Source organism: Mesorhizobium sp. B1-1-8 (assembly GCF_006442795.2).
In the GTDB taxonomy this organism is placed as follows: Bacteria; Pseudomonadota; Alphaproteobacteria; order Rhizobiales; family Rhizobiaceae; genus Mesorhizobium.
This window is the reverse complement of record NZ_CP083956.1, coordinates 3,387,218-3,405,089: the sequence shown is the minus strand read 5'-3', so window position 1 is coordinate 3,405,089 and position 17,872 is coordinate 3,387,218. Positions and strand designations below refer to the sequence as shown.

Sequence of the window (17,872 nt, the reverse complement as noted above, 5' to 3'; positions counted from 1 at the left end):
TGTTAGGACGCGGGCCAATGCTTCTCCTGAGTCAGGACTGACCGATGATTCCTCGCTATTCCCGGCCGGAAATGGTCGCCATCTGGTCGCCCGAAACCAGGTTCCGCATCTGGTTCGAGATCGAGGCGCATGCCTGCGACGCGCTGGCGGAACTCGGCGTCATTCCGAAGGAAGCGGCTAAAACCATCTGGGAGAAAGGCAGCACCGCCAAATTCGACGTCGACAAGATCGACGAGATCGAGCGCGTCACCAGGCACGACGTGATTGCCTTCCTTACCCATCTCGCCGAATTCGTCGGACCGGACGCCCGCTTCATTCACCAGGGCATGACCTCGTCGGACGTGCTCGACACCTGCCTTGCCGTGCAGCTCAGCCGCGCCAGCGACATCCTGCTTGCCGACATCGACGCGCTGCTGGCGGCGCTTAAGCGCCGCGCTTTCGAGCACAAGGACACCGTCACCATCGGCCGCAGCCACGGCATCCATGCCGAGCCGACCACGTTTGGCGTCAAGCTGGCGCAGGCCTATGCCGAGTTCTCGCGCTGCCGAGAGCGGCTGGTGCATGCAAGGCAAGACATCGCCACCTGCGCCATCTCGGGCGCGGTCGGCACCTTCGCCAACATCGATCCCTATGTCGAAGAACATGTGGCGGCAAAGCTCGGGCTGAAGCCGGAGCCGGTGTCGACGCAGGTCATCCCGCGCGACCGCCACGCCATGTTCTTCGCCACGCTCGGCGTGATTGCCTCGTCGGTCGAGCGCCTCGCCGTCGAGATCCGCCATCTGCAGCGCACCGAGGTGCTGGAAGCAGAAGAATATTTTGCGCCGGGGCAAAAAGGCTCGTCGGCGATGCCGCACAAGCGCAACCCGGTGCTGACCGAAAATCTGACCGGCCTTGCCCGCATGGTGCGGTCCATGGCGCTGCCGGCGATGGAGGACGTGGCCCTCTGGCACGAGCGCGACATCTCGCATTCCTCGGTCGAGCGCATGATCGGGCCTGACGCCACCGTGACGCTCGATTTCGCGCTCTCGCGCCTCACCGGGGTCATCGACAAATTGCTCGTCTATCCCGACAACATGCTGAAGAACATGAACAAGTTCCGCGGCCTGATCCATTCGCAGCGCGTGCTGCTGGCACTGACACAAGCCGGCCTGTCACGCGAAGACGCCTACCGTCTGGTGCAGCGCAACGCCATGAAGGTGTGGGAACAAGGCGCCGATTTCCTCGAGGAACTGCTTGCCGACAAGGACGTGACGGCTGCGCTTTCCGAAGCCGAGCTGCGCGAAAAATTCGACCTCGGTTATCACACCAAGCATGTCGAAACGATTTTCAAGCGGGTGTTTGGGGGAGCTTGAGGTCGAACAAGCCACACGCTGGCGCCAAGCTGGAACACCCCTCATCCGTCTTGTCGCTTCGCGACAAGCCACCTTCTCCCACAGGGGGAGAAGGAGACTTCGGCGCCTACATTTCGGCTAGTCACCATGGTTCGCGATCGCAAAGTCGCTGGCGCAGCCTTGCCTTCTCCCCTTGTGGGAGAAGGTGGATCGGCGCGATAGCGCCGAGACGGATGAGGGGTGCTCCAGCTTGACGCCAGCGCATCGATCACGCCTTCCCAGGCACGGTCCTGATCACCGTGCCCCAAGGATCTTCGCGGCTCATCTGCTCCTTCACATTGTCCGAGCGCATCTCGACCCAGGCCAACCCCGCGCGAGAAGGATCGCGGCGGCCGGCGCCGGCGCTGTGCCAGGCGTTGGCCCCGATATGGTGGTGGTAATGGCCGGACGACAGGAACACCGCCTGGCCGCCATATTTCGCCACCGTGTCGAAGCCGAACTCATCGTGCCACCAGGCCTCGGCGTCTTCCGGCCGGCCGACGCGCAGATGGACATGACCGACGATGCTGTTCTCCGGCGCACCTTGCCAGCCGGCATCGCCCGCCGGCACGCTGGCGACGACCGCCGGCAGGTTCAGCCGCTCGGTCGCCATCGCTATACGATCGCCGTTCCATTGCCAGTCCTGCGGGCGGCGGTCGGCATAGATCTCGATGCCGTTGCCCTCGGGGTCGGTCAGATAAAGCGCCTCGCTGACCAGATGGTCGGACGCGCCCTCGATGCGGATCTGATTGGCGGCGGCATGGTTGATCCAACGGCCGAGATCTGCCCGTGATGGCAGCAGGAACGCCGTATGGAACAGGCCTGCGCTGCGCGGATCATCGGGCTTGGCCGAGGCATCCGGCTCCAGCACCAGAAGTGGGCGGTTGGCGGCGCCGAGCGTGATCGCGCCATCGGCTCGGCTCAATTCCTGCAGCCCGACCACGGCGCGGTAATAGGCGGCGAGGGTTTCTGCGTTGCGCGCCTTCAGCCCGACGCGTGACACGCTGACAGGGGTGGTCGCGGCAAAGGGCAGTTCGCTCATCGCTGTCTCCGTTAGGCGAGGCCCAACCAAGCCGCCCATGCAAGTTCCTTTTCGTGCCTCAGATCGCCGATCACGATCGTTCACACAAGATGGAAAAAATCGAACAGGTTGTTCACAAATGTGATGGTGTCGCGCCTATCGACACAGTTGCACGAAACCGGAGCGCTCGCTACATCCGCGCCATGAAGGTCAAGGACACAGATATTCTTATCGTACCGGGCTACACCAATTCCGGTCCGGAGCATTGGCAGACCCGTTGGGAGTCGAAACTGTCGACGGCGCGGCGCGTCGAACAGACGGAATGGTCGAAGCCGGTGCGCGAGGACTGGACGGCGAACGTCGCCAAGGCGGTCAACGAAGCAGAGCGGCCGGTCGTGATCGTCGCGCACTCGCTTGGCGTGGCCGCGGCTGTGCAGGCCATCCCGCAATTTCAAAGACCGGTCGCCGGCGCTTTCTTCGTCGCGCCGCCGGATGTCGCCAATCCGGAGATCAGGCCGCGACATCTGATGACCTTCGGCCCCTATTCGCGCGATCCCCTGCCCTTTCCGTCGATCGTCATCGCCAGCCGCAACGATCCGTTCTGCGCCTTCGACGTTGCCGAGGACATCGCCTCCGCCTGGGGATCGCTGTTCATCGACGCCGGCGAGGCCGGCCATCTCAATGCCGATTCAGGCTTCGGCCCGTGGCCGGAAGGCTCGATGACTTTCGCCAAATTCCTGACCGAACTGAGGAACCCTGAGCCCCGGTCATGATCCAGGAATTCCAGGATCACGTGCAAAATCAAGTAGGTGCGGGCTTGCTCAGGAGCCGATCGAATCCCGCATGCTCTTCAAAAGCGTCTTTGCGCCGAGCGAAATCAACGTGTGGTCCGAGCCCATGGCGAGCAGCCGGTAGCCCATCGACACCACGCGGCCGGCAATGGCCGGTTCGATGACATAGATTGCCGCGTGCTTGCCGGCCTTGCGCGTCCGCTCGGCGATCGAAGCCACGGTTTCCATCATGCTTTCCAGTGTCGAGTTGACGGTGGCGCCGTTCGACCAGGCGATCGAGAAATCCGACGGGCCGACGAAGATGCCGTCGATGCCGGGTGTTTCGAGGATGCCATCCAGCGCCTCGAACGCCGCCCGTGTCTCGACCATCGCAAAAGCCATCGTGCGCTGGTTCGCGTCGCGCAGCCATTCGGCATGGTCGCCCTTGCCGTGGCGCGGAAAGGCATAGGTAGGGCCCCAGGAGCGCTCGCCCAGCGGCGGATATTTCGTCGCGGCGGCGAACTGCCTGGCGTCCGCGACCGAATTCACCATCGGCGCGATCACGGCCTCGGCGCCGAAATCGAGCGCGCGGCTTGCCATGTCGAAGCGACCGACAGGAATGCGCACCAGCGCCGGCTTGTTGGCGGCAAGCACCGGCACAAGGCCGCGCAGCACGCTGTCCTCGTGATGGCCGCCATGCTGCATGTCGAGCGTGACTGCGTCAAAACCCTGCTTGGCCATGATTTCCACCGTCAGCGCATCCGGCACCCCCGACCAGGCGGTGAACAGTATTTCATCGGCGGCCAGGCGGGATTTCAGCGACATTGGAACTTTCCTTGTTAAGGACGCCCAGTTTCAGCCGGAAACAGCGGCAAAGGCAAAGAAAAACCGCCCGGCTGAGCCGGGCGGTCGATTGGTCCAGTCAGAGCAATTCCAGGAAAAGTGTGTAACGGTTTTCCGTCCGGAATTGCGTAGAAACAAAAAAGATAGCGCATGATGCCGAAAAGTGTGCAGCGGTTTTCAGGCGAATATCATGCCCACACAGCCTCAGCTGTTCTTGATCTCCTCGATTGCCTGCGCCATCAATTCGTCCATGGTGCGGCGGATCTGATGGTCCGACTGGTTGACGCCGGCAGCATCGAAATCCTTGCGGATCTTGCGAAAGACATCGTGGTCGCCGGCTTCCTCGATGTCCGAAACGACCACCTCTTTGGCATAAGCATCGGCATCGGCCCCGGACTTGCCGAGCTTTTCAGCAGCCCACAGGCCGAGCTCCCGGTTGCGGCGCGCCGCGGCCTTGAAGCGCAGTTCCTCGTCAAAGACGAATTTGCGCTCAAAACCCTCTTCGCGGTCTTTCATGCTGCTCATGACGTCCCTCCGGTCAAAATCCGATTCGATAGAGCGATGAATATGTGTGGTGGCCAAGCACAAACCAAAAGGTCGCGACCTGGTCAATACGCTTGATCGTGCGTGATCGCTGCTGCGCTGCGGCATTTCGGCCCCGAAAGCGGTTGATTCGGAGGATTTGCCGATTGAGCAAACATTGCGATTGCGATAACACCGGCATTGAACGCCCCCGTCGCCACAACTAATTTAGGCAGACGGACAGGAACTGGTCGCTTGCCGCCTGCCCGCAAATCCAGAGAAAAAATCAGATGAAAAATCGCCGCCGCATTTATGAAGGCAAGGCCAAGATCCTCTATGAGGGCCCTGAGCCGGGAACTTTGATCCAGTTCTTCAAGGACGACGCCACCGCTTTCAACAAGAAGAAACATGAAGTTGTCGATGGCAAGGGCGTGCTCAACAACCGCATTTCCGAGCACATCTTCAACCATTTGAACCGCATGGGCATCCCGACCCATTTCATCCGTCGGCTCAACATGCGCGAGCAGCTGATCAAGGAAGTCGAGATCATCCCGCTCGAGGTCGTCGTGCGCAACGTCGCCGCCGGTTCGCTGTCCAAGCGCCTCGGCATCGAGGAAGGCACGGTGCTGCCGCGCTCGATCATCGAATTCTACTACAAGGCCGATGCGCTCGACGATCCGATGGTGTCGGAAGAGCACATCACCGCCTTCGGCTGGGCGAGCCCGCAGGAAATCGACGACGTCATGGCGCTCGCCATTCGCGTCAACGATTTCCTCTCCGGCCTGTTCATGGGCGTCGGCATCCAGCTCGTCGATTTCAAGATCGAGTGCGGCCGCCTGTTCGAGGGCGACATGATGCGCATCGTCGTCGCCGACGAGATCTCGCCCGATTCCTGCCGGCTGTGGGATGTCGCGACCCAGGACAAGCTCGACAAGGACCGTTTCCGCCGCGACATGGGCGGCCTGGTCGAGGCCTATCAGGAAGTCGCCCGCCGCCTCGGCATCATGAACGAGAACGAGCCGCCGCGCCCGACGGGCCCGGTGCTCGTCGCTTCCTCCGAGTCGCCCAAGGGCTTGAAGCACTGATTAGCGGCCTGCCGGCAACGGCAGGTCCGCTGCCGCCACGACTGATCAACCAGGAGTATCGATGAAAGCCCGCATCACAGTGACGCTCAAGAACGGCGTGCTCGACCCGCAAGGTAAGGCGATCGAGCATGCGCTGTCGGGGCTGGGCTTCGACGGCGTCGGCCAGGTGCGCCAGGGCAAGGTGTTCGATATCGAGCTTGCTTCGACTGATAAAGCCAAGGCAGAGGCCGATCTCAAGGCCATGTGCGACAAGCTGCTGGCAAACACGGTGATTGAGAACTATAGTGTGACGCTTACCTGAGGTTGTGCTGGAGGCACTATGCCGGAAGCCACGAACGAGTTGATGTACGAGCTTCTGAAGCGTGTCCATCACGAGGTTGCGGAGCTTCGCCAGGACTTTTCCGAGCAGAAGCGAGAGATGAACGTGCTTCGGGGCCACATGGCGGCAACTCAAAGCGATATACATAACATCTACGGAATTCTCGCCCGTCAAGACGATCGCCTCGAACGCATCGAGCGCCGCCTAGACCTGCGCGAGCTTGCCGAGAGCCAGAGGCCTTACGAACCGAAATGAAATCAGCCGTCGTCCTTCTCCCCGGCCTCAACCGCGACCGCGACATGATTGCGGCGCTGACCAAGATTTCCGGCCAGGCGCCGGCGACCGTTTGGCAGACCGATACCGAAATCCCCGATGTCGACCTGATTGCTATCCCCGGCGGTTTCTCCTTCGGCGACTATCTGCGTTGCGGCGCGATCGCGGCACGCATGCCGGTGATGCGGGCCGTGGCCGAAAAAGCCGCCAAAGGGGTCACGGTGATCGGCGTCTGCAACGGCTTCCAGATCCTGGTCGAGGCGGGCCTGCTGCCGGGCGCCCTGATGCGCAATTCCTCGCTGAAATTCGTCTGCCGGCAGGTGAAGCTCGAGATCGCCAACGCCAACACCATGTTTACCCGCCGCTACCGGCCAGGCCAGATCATCCGCTCGCCGGTGGCGCACCACGACGGCAATTATTTTGCCGACGCCGAGACGCTTGCCCGCCTCGAAGGCGAAGGCCAGGTGGTGTTCCGCTATGCCGAAAACACCAATCCGAACGGCTCGATCAACGACATCGCCGGCATAGTCAACGACAAGGGCAATGTGCTCGGCCTGATGCCGCATCCGGAGAACCTGATCGAGGCGGCGCATGGCGGCAATGACGGCCGCGCGCTGTTCGAAAGCGCTCTCGGCATCGCCGCTTGATATTGTCTCGAAAAATTTCTTCAGAACAATTCCTTCAGAACGACGGGCGGACTGGCCATGAGACTGACGATTGCGCGCTATGCTCTCATGGCCGCCGCCGGCCTTGCGCTGGCCTCCTGCCAGTCCGGTCCGAAGACCGCGCCGGTGGCTTCGGGCAAGAGCGCTTCGCTGCTGGCGATGGAACAGGTGGCGATATCGGCGCATAAATGCTGGATCGCCAGCAAGGATCCGGCCTTCAAGGCCTATCAGATGGCCAACGAGCTCAACTCCTACAGCGGTACGCCGCGCTTCCTGCTGGTGCCCGCCAAGCACTACGGCGGCAAACCGCTTTTGGTCGTTCAGGCGCAAGGCTATTCCAGCCGCGTCGATGCATTCGGCCCGCTGATGGCCGAGCCGCTCGGCGCGCGCATCGGCTCCGACATTGCCCGCTGGCAAGCCGGCAATCCGTCGTGCGCAGCGGCCGCGTGAGCCTGCCATGGGCCGGTTCCTGCAATTCGCGGGACTGGCCATCGGCCTGATAGCACTTGTCCTGCAGTTCTCGATCACCTTGCCGGCGTCGATGGCGGCCGGCCGCGGCCTGCTTGGCTCGATCGTCTTCTATTTTAGCTTCTTCACCATCCTGACCAACATCGGCGCCGTGCTGGTGCACGCTTCGCTGCTCTCGCCCGCCGGCTATGCCTGGTTCCCGGCCTTCGCCGGGAAACGCATGCGGGCGGGCGTCGCGGTCGCCGTGACGCTGGTCTTCATCGTCTATTCGACCGTACTGGCGCGCCTGTGGGCGCCGGAAGGCCTGTTCCTGTTGTGCGATATCCTGCTCCACTACGTGACGCCGCTGATCTTCGTGCTGTGGTGGCTGATCGCGGGAGCCGACGGCAGCACGCGCTGGCGCGACATTTCGTGGTGGATGATCTATCCGCTCGCCTATCTCGGCTATGCGCTGATACGCGCGCCGATCGCGGGCGAAGTGCCCTACCCGTTTCTCGACGTGGCGAAAAACGGTGCAGCCAGCGTCGCCATCTCGGCGTTGGCCACGACGGCTCTGTTCCTCGGGCTGTGCGTGCTTGCCGTGCTTGTCGACCATGGTATCGCCAGGCTGCGGAAATGATCCGCAGGCCGGCGTCCATCCTGCTGTCCGATCAAACCGAACCAGGAATCATTCCCAGAATGGCCTGATGCCTTCGCGATGGGCGTCGCAGCGCGAGATGCCGATATCCTTGAGCTGCTCGTCGGTCATCTCCATGAGCGCAAGGCGGCCACGCCGGCGCTGCAGCGTGCGGTCGATCTGCCTGGCGATGGAGCCCAGCACGAACACGAAACGGCCGGCAAACCCGCGGCTGACCGCGGGGCGCCCATGCAATTCAGCACCACGGAATGTATCAATTGTATTCATCTCTCGTTCCGCCAAATTGATGGATTGTGCCCTTGCCGCCTGTGATTTCATATCGATTGACTCGTCTCGCGGTGCAATATAGAAAATTGTTACCATGACAAGTTGGCTCCCCGATCTCTCTTCCGGCTCCGGCCCCCTGTATCAGCGCCTTGCTGACAGCATTGAGTCAGATATCGACAAGGGCGTCATCGATGCCGGTGCAAAACTGCCGCCGCAGCGCGACCTCGCCTATGACATCGGCACGACGGTCGGCACCGTCGGCAGGGCCTACCAGCTGCTGCGCGAACGCGGGCTGGTGAGCGGCGAAGTCGGGCGCGGCACTTATGTGCTCGCCCAGCAATCGGAAGCCGCGACGCCCGAATTCATCGAGCCCGGCGTGCAAGGCACGCGCCATATCGATGCGCCGCCCGGCAAACTGCGCTTCGACAGCACCGCCGCGCCCGACATCGGCCAGGGCGCCATCATCGCGGACATGCTGTCGCGCACGGCGCAGGATCATCCGCACGAGATTTCAAGCTACACCAGGGACTTTCCCGAGCGCTGGTACGAGGCAGGCAGCCGGTGGCTGGCGCGCAATTCGTTCCGCCCCTCGCCCGATTCCATCGTGCCGACGCTTGGCACCCATGCCGCCGTGATGGCGGCGATCGCGGCGCTGACCACGCCCGGTGACTATGTCGCCTTCGAGCACCTCACCTATTCGCAGATTTCCCGCAGTGCCGGCCTTATCGGCCGGCGCACGGCGCTGGTGGCATCGGACGAAGAAGGCATCGACCCCGAGGATTTCGAACGCGTCTGCGCACAAAAGCATCCGAAAATGATCTTTCTGATGCCGACAGCGCAAAACCCCACGCTGGCGATCTTGCCGGCGTCGCGCCGCGCGGCGATCGCGCGGATTGCGCGTGAATACAACGTCGTCCTCATTGAGGACGATCTTTATGGCGGCTTGACTGAAGACCCGACGCCGCTGATGGCCGACTATGCGCCTGAACGCACCATTGTCGCCGGCGGCTTGTCGAAATCGGTCGCCGCCGGCATTCGCGGCGGCTGGCTGTCGTGCCCGCCCGCCTATCGTCATCGCATTCGCGTCGCCCACAAGATGATGACCGGCGGCATGCCCTTCCTGCTGGCCGAGGTGAATGCGCGGCTGGTGCTGTCCGGCCAGGCCGGCGACATCCGCCGGCGCAGCATCGCCGAAATCGGTGCCCGCATCGCGATCGTGCGCGAGACCTTGGCCGGCTTCGTCTTCAGGTCGCACGAAAGAATACCCTTCGTCTGGCTCACCTTGCCCGACCCATGGCTGTCCGGCACCTTCAAGAAAGCCTGTCTCGAACATGGCCTGCTCATCGACGACGAGGACGAGTTCAAGGCAGGGCGTTCCGAGCACGTCTTCCACGGCGTGCGCTTCGGCGTTTCGCAACCGAGGCGGCGCGAGGATGTCGCCGGCGGCGTCGCGATCATCCGGCGGCTGCTCGAGGAAGGCCGCGCCGGCTACGACAGCTTTTCCTGAGACACGCCGAGCTGTGGCTTCCGGCGTTTTTCGTCGGCCTATGGGGTGTATCGCGCCAAAGCTTGCGATAAGAGGGGGACTGAAAAATCCCGCTCCCACGGATAAAAAAACGCCGCCCATGACCATTTCCAATTCGGTGCCGATCACCCGGGAACTCATTGCCGCGCATGGGCTGAAGCCCGACGAATACCAGCGCATCCTCGACCTGGTCGGACGCGAACCGAGCTTCACCGAGCTCGGCATTTTTTCCGCGATGTGGAACGAGCACTGCTCTTATAAATCCTCCAAGAAATGGCTGCGCACGCTGCCGACAACAGGCCCGCAGGTGATCCAGGGCCCGGGCGAGAACGCCGGCGTGGTCGACATCGGCGACGGCGACTGCGTCGTCTTCAAGATGGAAAGCCACAACCACCCTTCCTTCATCGAGCCCTATCAAGGCGCGGCGACCGGTGTCGGCGGCATTTTGCGCGACGTCTTCACCATGGGCGCGCGCCCCATCGCGGCGATGAACGCGCTGCGCTTCGGCGCGCCGGATCATCCCAAGACCCGCCATCTGGTCGCCGGCGTGGTTTCCGGGGTTGGCGGCTACGGCAATTCCTTTGGTGTGCCGACGGTCGGCGGCGAGGTCAATTTCGACGCCCGCTACAACGGCAACATCCTGGTCAACGCCTTCGCCGCAGGACTGGCCAAGACCGATGCGATCTTCCTGTCTGAAGCCAGGGGCGTCGGCCTGCCGGTCGTCTATCTCGGCGCCAAGACCGGACGAGACGGCGTCGGCGGCGCCACCATGGCGTCGGCCGAATTCGACGACAAGATCGAGGAGAAGCGCCCGACCGTGCAAGTCGGCGACCCTTTCACCGAAAAATGCCTGCTGGAAGCCTGCCTGGAGTTGATGGCCTCCGGCGCGGTCATCGCCATCCAGGACATGGGCGCCGCCGGCCTCACCTGCTCGGCGGTCGAGATGGGCGCCAAGGGCGATCTCGGTATCGAGCTCGACCTCGACAAGGTGCCGGTGCGCGAAGAGCGCATGAGCGCCTATGAGATGATGCTGTCGGAAAGCCAGGAGCGCATGCTGATGGTGCTGCGCCCCGAAAAGGAGAAGGAGGCCGAGGCGATCTTCCACAAATGGGGCCTCGACTTCGCCATTGTCGGCAAGACCACCGACGATCTTCGCTTCCGTGTCCTGCATCAGGGCGATGAGGTCGCCAACCTGCCGATCAAGGATCTTGGCGACCAGGCGCCGGAATATGACCGCCCCTGGGTTGAGCAGAAGAAGCCGGCGCCACTGGCCGCGAGCGATGCGCCCGGGGCCGATGTCGCCGATGCATTGCTCAAGTTGCTCGGCGGGCCGGACCTCTCGTCACGCCGCTGGGTGTGGGAGCAGTACGACACGCTGATCCAGGGCAACTCGCTGCAGCTGCCCGGCGGCGATGCCGGTGTCGTGCGCGTCGAGGGCCACCCGACCAAGGCGCTCGCCTTCTCGTCCGACGTGACGCCGCGCTACTGCGAGGCCGACCCGTATGAAGGCGGCAAGCAGGCGGTGGCCGAATGCTGGCGTAACCTCACCGCCACCGGTGCCATGCCGCTCGCCGCCACCGACAACCTCAATTTCGGCAATCCGGAGCGGCCCGAGATCATGGGCCAGCTTGTCGGCGCCGTGAAAGGCATTGGCGATGCCTGCCGCGCGCTCAGCTTCCCGATCGTCTCCGGCAATGTCTCGCTCTACAACGAGACCAACGGCCGCGGCATCCTGCCGACGCCGACCATCGGCGGCGTCGGACTGATCGCCGACTGGTCGAAGATGGCGCGGATCGGCTTTGCCGCCGAAGGCCAGATGATCGTGCTGGTCGGCGCGCCGGCGAACTGGGGCAGCCATCTCGGCCAGTCCGTCTATATGCGCGACATCCACGGCCGCGCCGACGGCCCGCCGCCGCCGGTCGACCTCGCGCATGAAAAGCGCGTCGGCGACCATGTCCGCGCGCTGATCGCCTCGGGCGTGGTGACGGCGGCACATGACGTTTCCGACGGCGGCCTTGCCGTGGCTTTGACCGAAATGGCGATGGCATCGGGCATAGGCGCCACCATACCGGGGCTGACCGGCACCGATCCGATCCCGGTCTGGTTCGGCGAGGACCAGGGCCGCTACGTGCTGACGCTGTCGATCGACCCGCAAGGCGACGAATGGCAAAAGCTCCGCGAGGAACAGGCCAGGCTCGGCATCTTCGCGCCATGGATCGGCACGACCGGCGGCAGCACGCTAAAACTTGGTGAGGCCCGGGCAATTCCGGTCAGCGAACTGAGCGCCGCCCATGAGAGTTGGTTCCCGCGCTTCATGGATCAAGCCATTTGACCAGGCTGGGCGCCAGGGCGCTGGTTGCAGTCGTCTTCTGGCCGTCGCTGTTCTTCTTCTGGTGTCTCGGGCCGTTCGTCTTTTTCCTCTTGTCGACGACGTCCAGCGAGACCTGCACCCGGCTGGAGACACGCGAGCAATTCCTTGCCGCAGCCAACAGCACGCTTTCGATGCTGGCAGTGCAGAACCTTTTCTATGTGGTTCCGCTTATCTGCCTTGTCTTGTGGAATCGGCTTTTACCGGAGCCGGCGCGGGCGAAGCATCTCGTCACCTGCATCAGGCTTTTCGCCGCCGCGATGGTTATGGGGGCGCTATGGGAGTATGGCTCCTCGCTTATCTGCGATGGCTACGGACAGCCCTTCTTCTCACTTGCCTGGCAGATGACCAGCTATCTGCCGATCGTCAGCCTGGTGATCAACATCCCGCTCTACGTGCTGGCATTCAGCCTTGGCCGCGCCTTTTCGACCCGCGAGGATGATCAAGCAGACGGTGGATCGCACGAAACCATCTCGTGAGCCCATGCCTTGGCGAGTTGGACGGAACGGCTTCAATCCGGACCGGAAAGGCTTTAGGCTCACCCGACTCTCTTTACGCGGGCCGCTCACCCGCTCGAAACAGGATTTCGCCATGGCAATGGATGCCCACGACATCGAAAAGCTGATCAAGGAAGGCATTCCAGACGCCAAGGTGACGATTCGCGATCTGGCCGGCGACGGCGATCACTATGCGGCCGAAGTGGTGGCGGAAAGCTTTCGCGGCAAAAGCCGCGTCCAGCAGCACCAGATGGTCTATGATGCGCTGAAGGGCAATATGGGCGGCGTGCTGCATGCCCTTGCCCTGCAGACCAGCGTTCCCGACTGAGAATTTGATGCCACCTGGCTTGGCCCAAACCGCGCCATCTCTTGCGCCATTTGGACGGCATGGCGGCTAACGTCTTGTTTCAGCCAATCTATGGGTTTATTTGAAGGACATGTTTCGAGCCTGACTCCCACAGGCGTGAAAGGATCGTCCATGACTGGCATCAACGACTACATCGACAGCGAAGTGAAGGGCAACGACGTCGTGCTCTTCATGAAGGGCACGCCCGGTTTCCCGCAATGCGGCTTCTCCGGCCAGGTGGTGCAAATCCTCGACTATATCGGCGCCGACTACAAAGGCGTCAACGTGCTCGACTCGGCGGAACTGCGCCAGGGCATCAAGGAATATTCCAACTGGCCGACCATCCCGCAGCTTTACGTCAAGGGCCAGTTCGTCGGCGGTTGCGACATTGTGCGCGAGATGTTCCAGGCCGGCGAATTGCAGAGCTTCCTGGTCGAAAAGGGCGTCAGCGTCAAAGGCGCTGCCTGAACTGATTTTCGTGGCGGCCGCCTGGCCGGCGAGCGCCAAAGCATCCGGGGCCGCCCCCAACCTCGGCATTAAAGGACGAACCGATGCGCCGGTCTGCCGGCGCATGTTCGTTTGAACGATCGGATTTGCCGTGGACAAGCAGCTGCAAGCGACGCAACGGGCACTGCCCATTCCGCGCTGGGAATTCATCGCGCTCTGCGCGGCGCTGATGGCGCTCAACTCGCTCGCTATCGACATCATGCTGCCGGCCCTGCAGCAGATCGGCGCCTCGCTCGGCGTCGAGAACGAGAACCACCGGCAGTATGTGATCGCCGCCTATATTCTCGGCTTCGGCGGCGGCCAGCTTTTCTTCGGCCCGCTTTCCGACCGGTTCGGGCGCCGCGCGCCGCTTGTCGCCGGCCTGATCATCTATGTGGCCGCGGCTGCCGCGGCTGCCGTCGCCCCGACCTTCGCCACCCTGCTTGCCTTACGGCTCGTGCAAGGCATCGGCGCCGCGGCGACCCGCGTCATTGCCGTCTCGATCGTGCGCGACACGTTCGACGGCCGCCGCATGGCCGAGGTGATGTCGCTGATCTTCATGGTGTTCATGGCCATCCCGGTCGTCGCGCCCGGCATCGGCCAGTTCATCATGCTGTTCGCCACATGGCACTGGATCTTCGTCACCATGGCCATCGGCGCGCTGATCGTCTCGGCGTGGGCGCTGCTACGCCTGCCGGAGACACTGCATCCCGAATATCGCCGCCCGCTGACGGTCAACGCCATCGTCGGCGGCTTCCGCATCGTGCTCACCAACCGTATCGCGCTTTGCTATGCCTTCGCCAGCACCTTCATCTTCGGCGCGATGTTCGGCTTCATCAACTCTGCCCAGCAGATCTATCTCAACATCTTTCATGTCGGCGAGCTGTTCCCGCTGATCTTCGCCGGCGTCGCCGGCGTGCTCGCGTTTTCGAACTTCCTCAACGCGCGGCTTGTCGGACGGGTCGGCATGCGCCGCCTGTCGCAGGGCGCCCTGCTGCTCTTCCTCAGCATCAGCCTGGCCTGGCTGGTCGTCTCGCTCGAAATGAACATGCCGCTCTGGCTGTTCATCACCTTCTTCGCCTGCGCGATGCTGCCCTTTGGCGGCCTTGGCGCGAATTTCAACGCGCTGGCCATGGAGCCGCTCGGCGAGCTTGCCGGTACGGCCTCGTCCATCCTGGGCTTCATGCAGACCTTCCTCGGCGGCATTCTCGGCACGCTGATCGGCCAGGCCTATAACGGCACGGTGACGCCGCTCGCCGCCGGATTCTGCAGCGTCTCGGTGGCCGCCCTGCTGATGATCCTGATTGCCGAGCGCGGGCGGCTGTTCCAGCCGCACAACCCGCCAGTCTGAGCAGGTCGAGTGAAAAAGGAATCACGCGACCTTGCTTTAGGTCCTTGATTTTAAGCGTGTCTTTGTCCCGAAACCGCTGCACACTTTCGGGAGACATGCTTCAATGCGCGCCGCCGGCGCGCTTCAGGATCTCCCTTCGATTGTTGCCGTGAAGCGAGGGGCAAGCACACGCCCTGCGATTGCTCCACCCATGCTTTCCGAAAAAGGCAGTGGCAAAGCCGTGTCGAGCGCCTTCAGGACAGACGCCACAAAAGCCCGGTTGAGCTTCTCGTCGGGTCCCAGATTGGAATATGTCGCGCGAGGCTTGCCGATAAGGGTGCCGTTGCGGCGAAGCGAGAACAGCAATGTCAGCGACATGCCCGCGGTTCCAGGTGGTGGCTGCCAGCAGGCGAAGATGGCGGCGGACATTTCCTCAAGCGTGTCGATGGGATCGGGACTGTGACAGGCGCGTCTTTGCGCTGCTGCGTCGCTGAAGCCGATAGCCACTGCAATGGTAAAGGCGGCAATCGCGGCCAGGGATTTCATTCGGCGATCTCCGGATTTGCGCGACGTCGCGTCGAATCTTTCAGCCGCCGGCTTGATCGTGCCCTGCGTTGAGGTTCGCGTCGAGCGCTGCGAAATCGAATAGCTTCCTGTCGAGCAGATGCGAGGGCCGCACATTGGTCATGGCGCGGATCATCGTGTCCTTGCGGCCCGGCATGCGCTTTTCGATGTCGTCCAGCATCGCCTTCATGACATTGCGCTGCAGCCCCTCCTGGCTGCCGCAGAGGTCGCACGGAATGATCGGGAATTTCATGGCATCGGCGAATTTTTCCAGATCCACTTCCGCGCAATAGGCGAGCGGCCGCAGCACCATCACATCGCCTTCGTCATTGAGGAGCTTGGGCGGCATGGCCGCGAGGCGTCCCCCGTGGAAGAGGTTCATGAAGAAGGTCTCGAGAATGTCCTCGCGGTGGTGGCCAAGCACCAGCGCCGCGCAGCCCTCCTCCCGCGCGATGCGGTAGAGATGGCCGCGCCGCAGTCGCGAGCAGAGCGAACAATAGGTGCTGCCCTCCGGCAATTTGTCGGTGACCACCGAATAAGTGTCCCGGTATTCGATGCGGTGGGCAATGCCGTGGCTTTCGAGATAATCGGGCAGGACGTGTTTCGGGAAATTCGGCTGGCCCTGGTCGAGATTGCAGGCGAGCAGCTCGACCGGCAGCAGGCCACGCCATTTGAGGTCGAGCAGCAAGGCGAGCAGGCCGTAGGAATCCTTGCCGCCGGAGAGCGCCACCAGCCAGCGCTCGCCGGGCTTGACCATGGCAAACTCTTCGATCGCCTGGCGCGTCAGCCTCAACAGCCGCTTGCGCAGCTTGTTGAACTCTACCGATGACGGCACGTCGCCAAACAGCGGATGAAAGCCGCCTTCGGCATCGTCGCCGATCGGCTCGAGGGATTTGATATCTGGCAGCATATTCATGGCGCCGATGCCCCACGTGTCCTGTTGCTCGCATAGCGGACATGGCGGACAAAGAAAAGGCCGCCTCGAGGGCGGCCTTCGACGGTGCGGCTGTCGGAACCGATCAGCGCGAGTAGAATTCGACGACCAGGTTCGGTTCCATCTGCACGGCGAACGGAACGTCGCCCAGGCCGGGAACGCGAGCGAAGGTCGCGGTCATCTTGTTGTGGTCGGCTTCGATGTAGTCCGGCACGTCGCGCTCGGCGAGGCCCACCGATTCCAGCACGATGACGAGCTGCTTCGACTTCTCGCGCACCTCGATGACGTCGCCCGGCTTGCAGCGGTACGAACCGATGTTGACGCGCTTGCCGTTGACGTTGACGTGGCCGTGGTTGACGAACTGCCGGGCGGCGAAGATCGTCGGAACGAACTTGGCGCGGTAGACAACCGCGTCGAGGCGCGACTCGAGCAGGCCGATCAGGTTCTCCGAGGTGTCGCCCTTGCGGCGGTTGGCCTCCTCATAGACCTTGCGGAACTGCTTTTCCGAAACGTCGCCATAGTGGCCCTTCAGCTTCTGCTTGGCGCGCAGCTGCAGGCCGAAATCGGAAAGCTTGCCCTTGCGGCGCTGGCCGTGCTGGCCGGGGCCGTATTCACGCTTGTTGACCGGGGACTTCGGGCGGCCCCAGATATTTTCGCCAAGACGGCGGTCGATCTTGTATTTCGCGGATTCGCGCTTGCTCATCGCATTCCCTTTCAAAACAATATACCCGGAACCCCATGGCTCCGGGCGAAGGAAACGCGCCCTCCTCTGGCCTCCGTTTTCGAGACCTGACAGGGTTTTCCACGCAACGCGACGGAAAACCCACGGGACACGTCAAAAGAAACCACCGGGCGTCGCCACCCGGTGTTGGCGGGTCTGTAAACAGAGATTTAACCGGTGTCAAGCTTGTGAGTGGCAGCGCCGAGAGCAACACTATAACATCTCAAAGTTGCATGCGGTGCCGGATGTAGCGGAGGCCGACGGCATCTGAGGGAGGTGCGCCCAATCCCCGGACGCCCAAGCTCTGACACTTTGACGAGGGGACTGGAGCAGAGGAGTCCGAATTCCCATGAAGAAGTTCTTCCTTACCCTTACCGGAGCCGCGGTGTTGGCGGGGTCCATGGCGGTCATGACGCCGGAGCCCGCGATGGCCAGGCACTGGCATGGCCACAGGCAGGTATGCCGCGTCGTGGTGACGAAAAGAGTAGTATGGCGGCATGGCCATCGCCATGTCGTCCGCCATAGGGTGCGGCGCTGCTGGTGGCGCTAATTCGGCGTCGCTGGTGAAGTCAACGAAGCCCGCGGTTTGCGCCGCGGGCTTTTTGTCCGGATCCCGACTTCGGCCAGCTTAGGACTTCTTGCCAGGCAGGCCCTTGCGCTTGGTCTCGGCGAATTCCTCGAGCTGCTTCTCGCTCATCGATTCATACATTTCGCGCGAAGCGCCTTTCAGCTCGCTCTTCTTAATCTCGCCGCGCTTGGCCGCAAGCGCGGCGCCGGCAGCCTTTTGTTGCGCTTGTGATGTTGCAGGCATGGCGGTTTCTCCTTTGCTGTGAGGAGAAACGCGGGCGCCATCACCACAGT

22 protein-coding genes are annotated in these 17,872 nt (G+C 62.7%); 14 read left to right on the top strand and 8 right to left on the bottom strand.

The window, feature by feature from the left end; genetic code table 11:
- Nucleotides 1–44: 44 nt before the first annotated feature.
- Complete coding sequence (purB, locus tag FJ974_RS16485) at nt 45–1,352, top strand: adenylosuccinate lyase (RefSeq protein ID WP_140533662.1); 1,308 nt, start codon at nt 45–47, stop codon at nt 1,350–1,352.
- A gap of 247 nt (nt 1,353–1,599) precedes the next feature.
- On the opposite strand, the gene FJ974_RS16480 is transcribed toward purB, so the two are convergent.
- Nucleotides 1,600–2,412, bottom strand: a complete 813-nt coding sequence (locus FJ974_RS16480) for a VOC family protein (protein WP_140533663.1) — start codon at nt 2,410–2,412, stop codon at nt 1,600–1,602.
- A 182-nt stretch (nt 2,413–2,594) separates the two neighbouring features.
- Between FJ974_RS16480 and FJ974_RS16475 the strand changes: the two genes are divergently transcribed.
- The gene (locus FJ974_RS16475; protein WP_140533664.1) at nt 2,595–3,164 is read left to right on the top strand and encodes an RBBP9/YdeN family alpha/beta hydrolase; all 570 of its coding nucleotides are present in this window, start codon (nt 2,595–2,597) and stop codon (nt 3,162–3,164) included.
- Between the two features lie 48 nt (nt 3,165–3,212).
- On the opposite strand, the gene FJ974_RS16470 is transcribed toward FJ974_RS16475, so the two are convergent.
- Nucleotides 3,213–3,986, bottom strand: coding sequence for an HpcH/HpaI aldolase family protein (locus FJ974_RS16470; protein WP_140533665.1), 774 nt, complete (start codon nt 3,984–3,986; stop codon nt 3,213–3,215).
- Nucleotides 3,987–4,208: 222 nt separating this feature from the next.
- Nucleotides 4,209–4,529: a DUF1476 domain-containing protein gene (locus FJ974_RS16465; RefSeq protein ID WP_140533666.1), complete on the bottom strand. Its 321-nt coding sequence runs from the start codon at nt 4,527–4,529 to the stop codon at nt 4,209–4,211.
- Nucleotides 4,530–4,816: 287 nt separating this feature from the next.
- Here FJ974_RS16465 and purC point away from each other — a divergent pair, with 287 nt between their 5' ends.
- From purC to FJ974_RS16435, 6 genes are all read left to right on the top strand, one after another.
- On the top strand, nt 4,817–5,611 hold the full coding sequence (gene purC, locus FJ974_RS16460; RefSeq protein ID WP_140533667.1) for a phosphoribosylaminoimidazolesuccinocarboxamide synthase: 795 nt from the start codon (nt 4,817–4,819) through the stop codon (nt 5,609–5,611).
- Nucleotides 5,612–5,672: 61 nt separating this feature from the next.
- Nucleotides 5,673–5,912: a phosphoribosylformylglycinamidine synthase subunit PurS gene (gene purS / locus FJ974_RS16455; protein WP_140533668.1), complete on the top strand. Its 240-nt coding sequence runs from the start codon at nt 5,673–5,675 to the stop codon at nt 5,910–5,912.
- Nucleotides 5,913–5,930: 18 nt separating this feature from the next.
- Nucleotides 5,931–6,185 carry a hypothetical protein gene (locus tag FJ974_RS16450; protein WP_140533669.1) on the top strand — a complete coding sequence of 85 codons (255 nt, stop codon included), beginning with the start codon at nt 5,931–5,933 and terminating at the stop codon, nt 6,183–6,185.
- Nucleotides 6,182–6,850, top strand: coding sequence for a phosphoribosylformylglycinamidine synthase subunit PurQ (purQ, locus tag FJ974_RS16445; RefSeq protein ID WP_140533670.1), 669 nt, complete (start codon nt 6,182–6,184; stop codon nt 6,848–6,850). The genes FJ974_RS16450 and purQ overlap by 4 nt, the downstream gene beginning before the upstream one ends.
- Before the next feature lie 57 nt (nt 6,851–6,907).
- Nucleotides 6,908–7,318: a hypothetical protein gene (locus FJ974_RS16440; RefSeq protein ID WP_140533671.1), complete on the top strand. Its 411-nt coding sequence runs from the start codon at nt 6,908–6,910 to the stop codon at nt 7,316–7,318.
- Between the two features lie 7 nt (nt 7,319–7,325).
- Nucleotides 7,326–7,955: a Pr6Pr family membrane protein gene (locus FJ974_RS16435; RefSeq protein WP_140533672.1), complete on the top strand. Its 630-nt coding sequence runs from the start codon at nt 7,326–7,328 to the stop codon at nt 7,953–7,955.
- Nucleotides 7,956–8,003: 48 nt separating this feature from the next.
- Here the strand turns inward: FJ974_RS16435 and FJ974_RS16430 are convergent, their stop codons facing one another.
- Nucleotides 8,004–8,240: a DUF1127 domain-containing protein gene (locus FJ974_RS16430; RefSeq protein WP_140533673.1), complete on the bottom strand. Its 237-nt coding sequence runs from the start codon at nt 8,238–8,240 to the stop codon at nt 8,004–8,006.
- A gap of 94 nt (nt 8,241–8,334) precedes the next feature.
- Between FJ974_RS16430 and FJ974_RS16425 the strand changes: the two genes are divergently transcribed.
- The 6 genes from FJ974_RS16425 to FJ974_RS16400 all read left to right on the top strand — a co-directional run bounded on the left by FJ974_RS16425 (nt 8,335) and on the right by FJ974_RS16400 (nt 14,813).
- A complete protein-coding gene (locus FJ974_RS16425; RefSeq protein ID WP_140533674.1) occupies nt 8,335–9,747 on the top strand; it encodes a PLP-dependent aminotransferase family protein in 1,413 nt (470 codons plus the stop codon).
- 118 nt (nt 9,748–9,865) lie between these two features.
- The gene (gene purL, locus FJ974_RS16420) at nt 9,866–12,097 is read left to right on the top strand and encodes a phosphoribosylformylglycinamidine synthase subunit PurL (RefSeq protein ID WP_140533675.1); all 2,232 of its coding nucleotides are present in this window, start codon (nt 9,866–9,868) and stop codon (nt 12,095–12,097) included.
- Entirely contained in the window at nt 12,094–12,612 is a 519-nt protein-coding gene (locus FJ974_RS16415; protein ID WP_140533676.1) for a hypothetical protein, read from the top strand. Before purL ends, FJ974_RS16415 begins: the two co-directional genes overlap by 4 nt.
- Before the next feature lie 112 nt (nt 12,613–12,724).
- Complete coding sequence (locus tag FJ974_RS16410; RefSeq protein WP_006206026.1) at nt 12,725–12,958, top strand: BolA/IbaG family iron-sulfur metabolism protein; 234 nt, start codon at nt 12,725–12,727, stop codon at nt 12,956–12,958.
- Nucleotides 12,959–13,108: 150 nt separating this feature from the next.
- Nucleotides 13,109–13,444, top strand: a complete 336-nt coding sequence (gene grxD / locus FJ974_RS16405) for a Grx4 family monothiol glutaredoxin (RefSeq protein ID WP_140533677.1) — start codon at nt 13,109–13,111, stop codon at nt 13,442–13,444.
- A 208-nt stretch (nt 13,445–13,652) separates the two neighbouring features.
- On the top strand, nt 13,653–14,813 hold the full coding sequence (locus FJ974_RS16400) for a multidrug effflux MFS transporter (RefSeq protein ID WP_413468356.1): 1,161 nt from the start codon (nt 13,653–13,655) through the stop codon (nt 14,811–14,813).
- 123 nt (nt 14,814–14,936) lie between these two features.
- On the opposite strand, the gene FJ974_RS16395 is transcribed toward FJ974_RS16400, so the two are convergent.
- The 4 genes from FJ974_RS16395 to FJ974_RS16380 all read right to left on the bottom strand — a co-directional run bounded on the left by FJ974_RS16395 (nt 14,937) and on the right by FJ974_RS16380 (nt 17,822).
- On the bottom strand, nt 14,937–15,338 hold the full coding sequence (locus FJ974_RS16395) for a hypothetical protein (protein ID WP_140533679.1): 402 nt from the start codon (nt 15,336–15,338) through the stop codon (nt 14,937–14,939).
- Nucleotides 15,339–15,378: 40 nt separating this feature from the next.
- Nucleotides 15,379–16,272: a tRNA 2-thiocytidine(32) synthetase TtcA gene (gene ttcA / locus FJ974_RS16390; protein ID WP_140533680.1), complete on the bottom strand. Its 894-nt coding sequence runs from the start codon at nt 16,270–16,272 to the stop codon at nt 15,379–15,381.
- Nucleotides 16,273–16,375: 103 nt separating this feature from the next.
- On the bottom strand, nt 16,376–16,993 hold the full coding sequence (rpsD, locus tag FJ974_RS16385) for a 30S ribosomal protein S4 (RefSeq protein WP_140533681.1): 618 nt from the start codon (nt 16,991–16,993) through the stop codon (nt 16,376–16,378).
- A gap of 646 nt (nt 16,994–17,639) precedes the next feature.
- Complete coding sequence (locus tag FJ974_RS16380) at nt 17,640–17,822, bottom strand: DUF3008 family protein (protein ID WP_140533683.1); 183 nt, start codon at nt 17,820–17,822, stop codon at nt 17,640–17,642.
- Nucleotides 17,823–17,872 lie beyond the last annotated feature (50 nt).

What these genes read in the sequence shown, in the direction of transcription:
- FJ974_RS16465 (WP_140533666.1), bottom strand. Translation starts at nt 4,529, where the DNA reads ATGAGCAGCATGAAAGACCGCGAAGAGGGTTTTGAGCGCAAATTCGTC.
- FJ974_RS16435 (WP_140533672.1), top strand. Translation starts at nt 7,326, where the DNA reads ATGGGCCGGTTCCTGCAATTCGCGGGACTGGCCATCGGCCTGATAGCA.
- FJ974_RS16475 (WP_140533664.1), top strand. Translation starts at nt 2,595, where the DNA reads ATGAAGGTCAAGGACACAGATATTCTTATCGTACCGGGCTACACCAAT.
- FJ974_RS16440 (WP_140533671.1), top strand. Translation starts at nt 6,908, where the DNA reads ATGAGACTGACGATTGCGCGCTATGCTCTCATGGCCGCCGCCGGCCTT.
- purB (WP_140533662.1), top strand. Translation starts at nt 45, where the DNA reads ATGATTCCTCGCTATTCCCGGCCGGAAATGGTCGCCATCTGGTCGCCC.
- purL (WP_140533675.1), top strand. Translation starts at nt 9,866, where the DNA reads ATGACCATTTCCAATTCGGTGCCGATCACCCGGGAACTCATTGCCGCG.
- FJ974_RS16430 (WP_140533673.1), bottom strand. Translation starts at nt 8,240, where the DNA reads ATGAATACAATTGATACATTCCGTGGTGCTGAATTGCATGGGCGCCCC.
- grxD (WP_140533677.1), top strand. Translation starts at nt 13,109, where the DNA reads ATGACTGGCATCAACGACTACATCGACAGCGAAGTGAAGGGCAACGAC.
- purQ (WP_140533670.1), top strand. Translation starts at nt 6,182, where the DNA reads ATGAAATCAGCCGTCGTCCTTCTCCCCGGCCTCAACCGCGACCGCGAC.
- purC (WP_140533667.1), top strand. Translation starts at nt 4,817, where the DNA reads ATGAAAAATCGCCGCCGCATTTATGAAGGCAAGGCCAAGATCCTCTAT.
- FJ974_RS16400 (WP_413468356.1), top strand. Translation starts at nt 13,653, where the DNA reads ATGGCGCTCAACTCGCTCGCTATCGACATCATGCTGCCGGCCCTGCAG.
- FJ974_RS16395 (WP_140533679.1), bottom strand. Translation starts at nt 15,338, where the DNA reads ATGAAATCCCTGGCCGCGATTGCCGCCTTTACCATTGCAGTGGCTATC.
- FJ974_RS16380 (WP_140533683.1), bottom strand. Translation starts at nt 17,822, where the DNA reads ATGCCTGCAACATCACAAGCGCAACAAAAGGCTGCCGGCGCCGCGCTT.
- FJ974_RS16425 (WP_140533674.1), top strand. Translation starts at nt 8,335, where the DNA reads ATGACAAGTTGGCTCCCCGATCTCTCTTCCGGCTCCGGCCCCCTGTAT.
- FJ974_RS16480 (WP_140533663.1), bottom strand. Translation starts at nt 2,412, where the DNA reads ATGAGCGAACTGCCCTTTGCCGCGACCACCCCTGTCAGCGTGTCACGC.
- FJ974_RS16410 (WP_006206026.1), top strand. Translation starts at nt 12,725, where the DNA reads ATGGCAATGGATGCCCACGACATCGAAAAGCTGATCAAGGAAGGCATT.
- FJ974_RS16470 (WP_140533665.1), bottom strand. Translation starts at nt 3,986, where the DNA reads ATGTCGCTGAAATCCCGCCTGGCCGCCGATGAAATACTGTTCACCGCC.
- FJ974_RS16450 (WP_140533669.1), top strand. Translation starts at nt 5,931, where the DNA reads ATGCCGGAAGCCACGAACGAGTTGATGTACGAGCTTCTGAAGCGTGTC.
- purS (WP_140533668.1), top strand. Translation starts at nt 5,673, where the DNA reads ATGAAAGCCCGCATCACAGTGACGCTCAAGAACGGCGTGCTCGACCCG.
- ttcA (WP_140533680.1), bottom strand. Translation starts at nt 16,272, where the DNA reads ATGAATATGCTGCCAGATATCAAATCCCTCGAGCCGATCGGCGACGAT.
- rpsD (WP_140533681.1), bottom strand. Translation starts at nt 16,993, where the DNA reads ATGAGCAAGCGCGAATCCGCGAAATACAAGATCGACCGCCGTCTTGGC.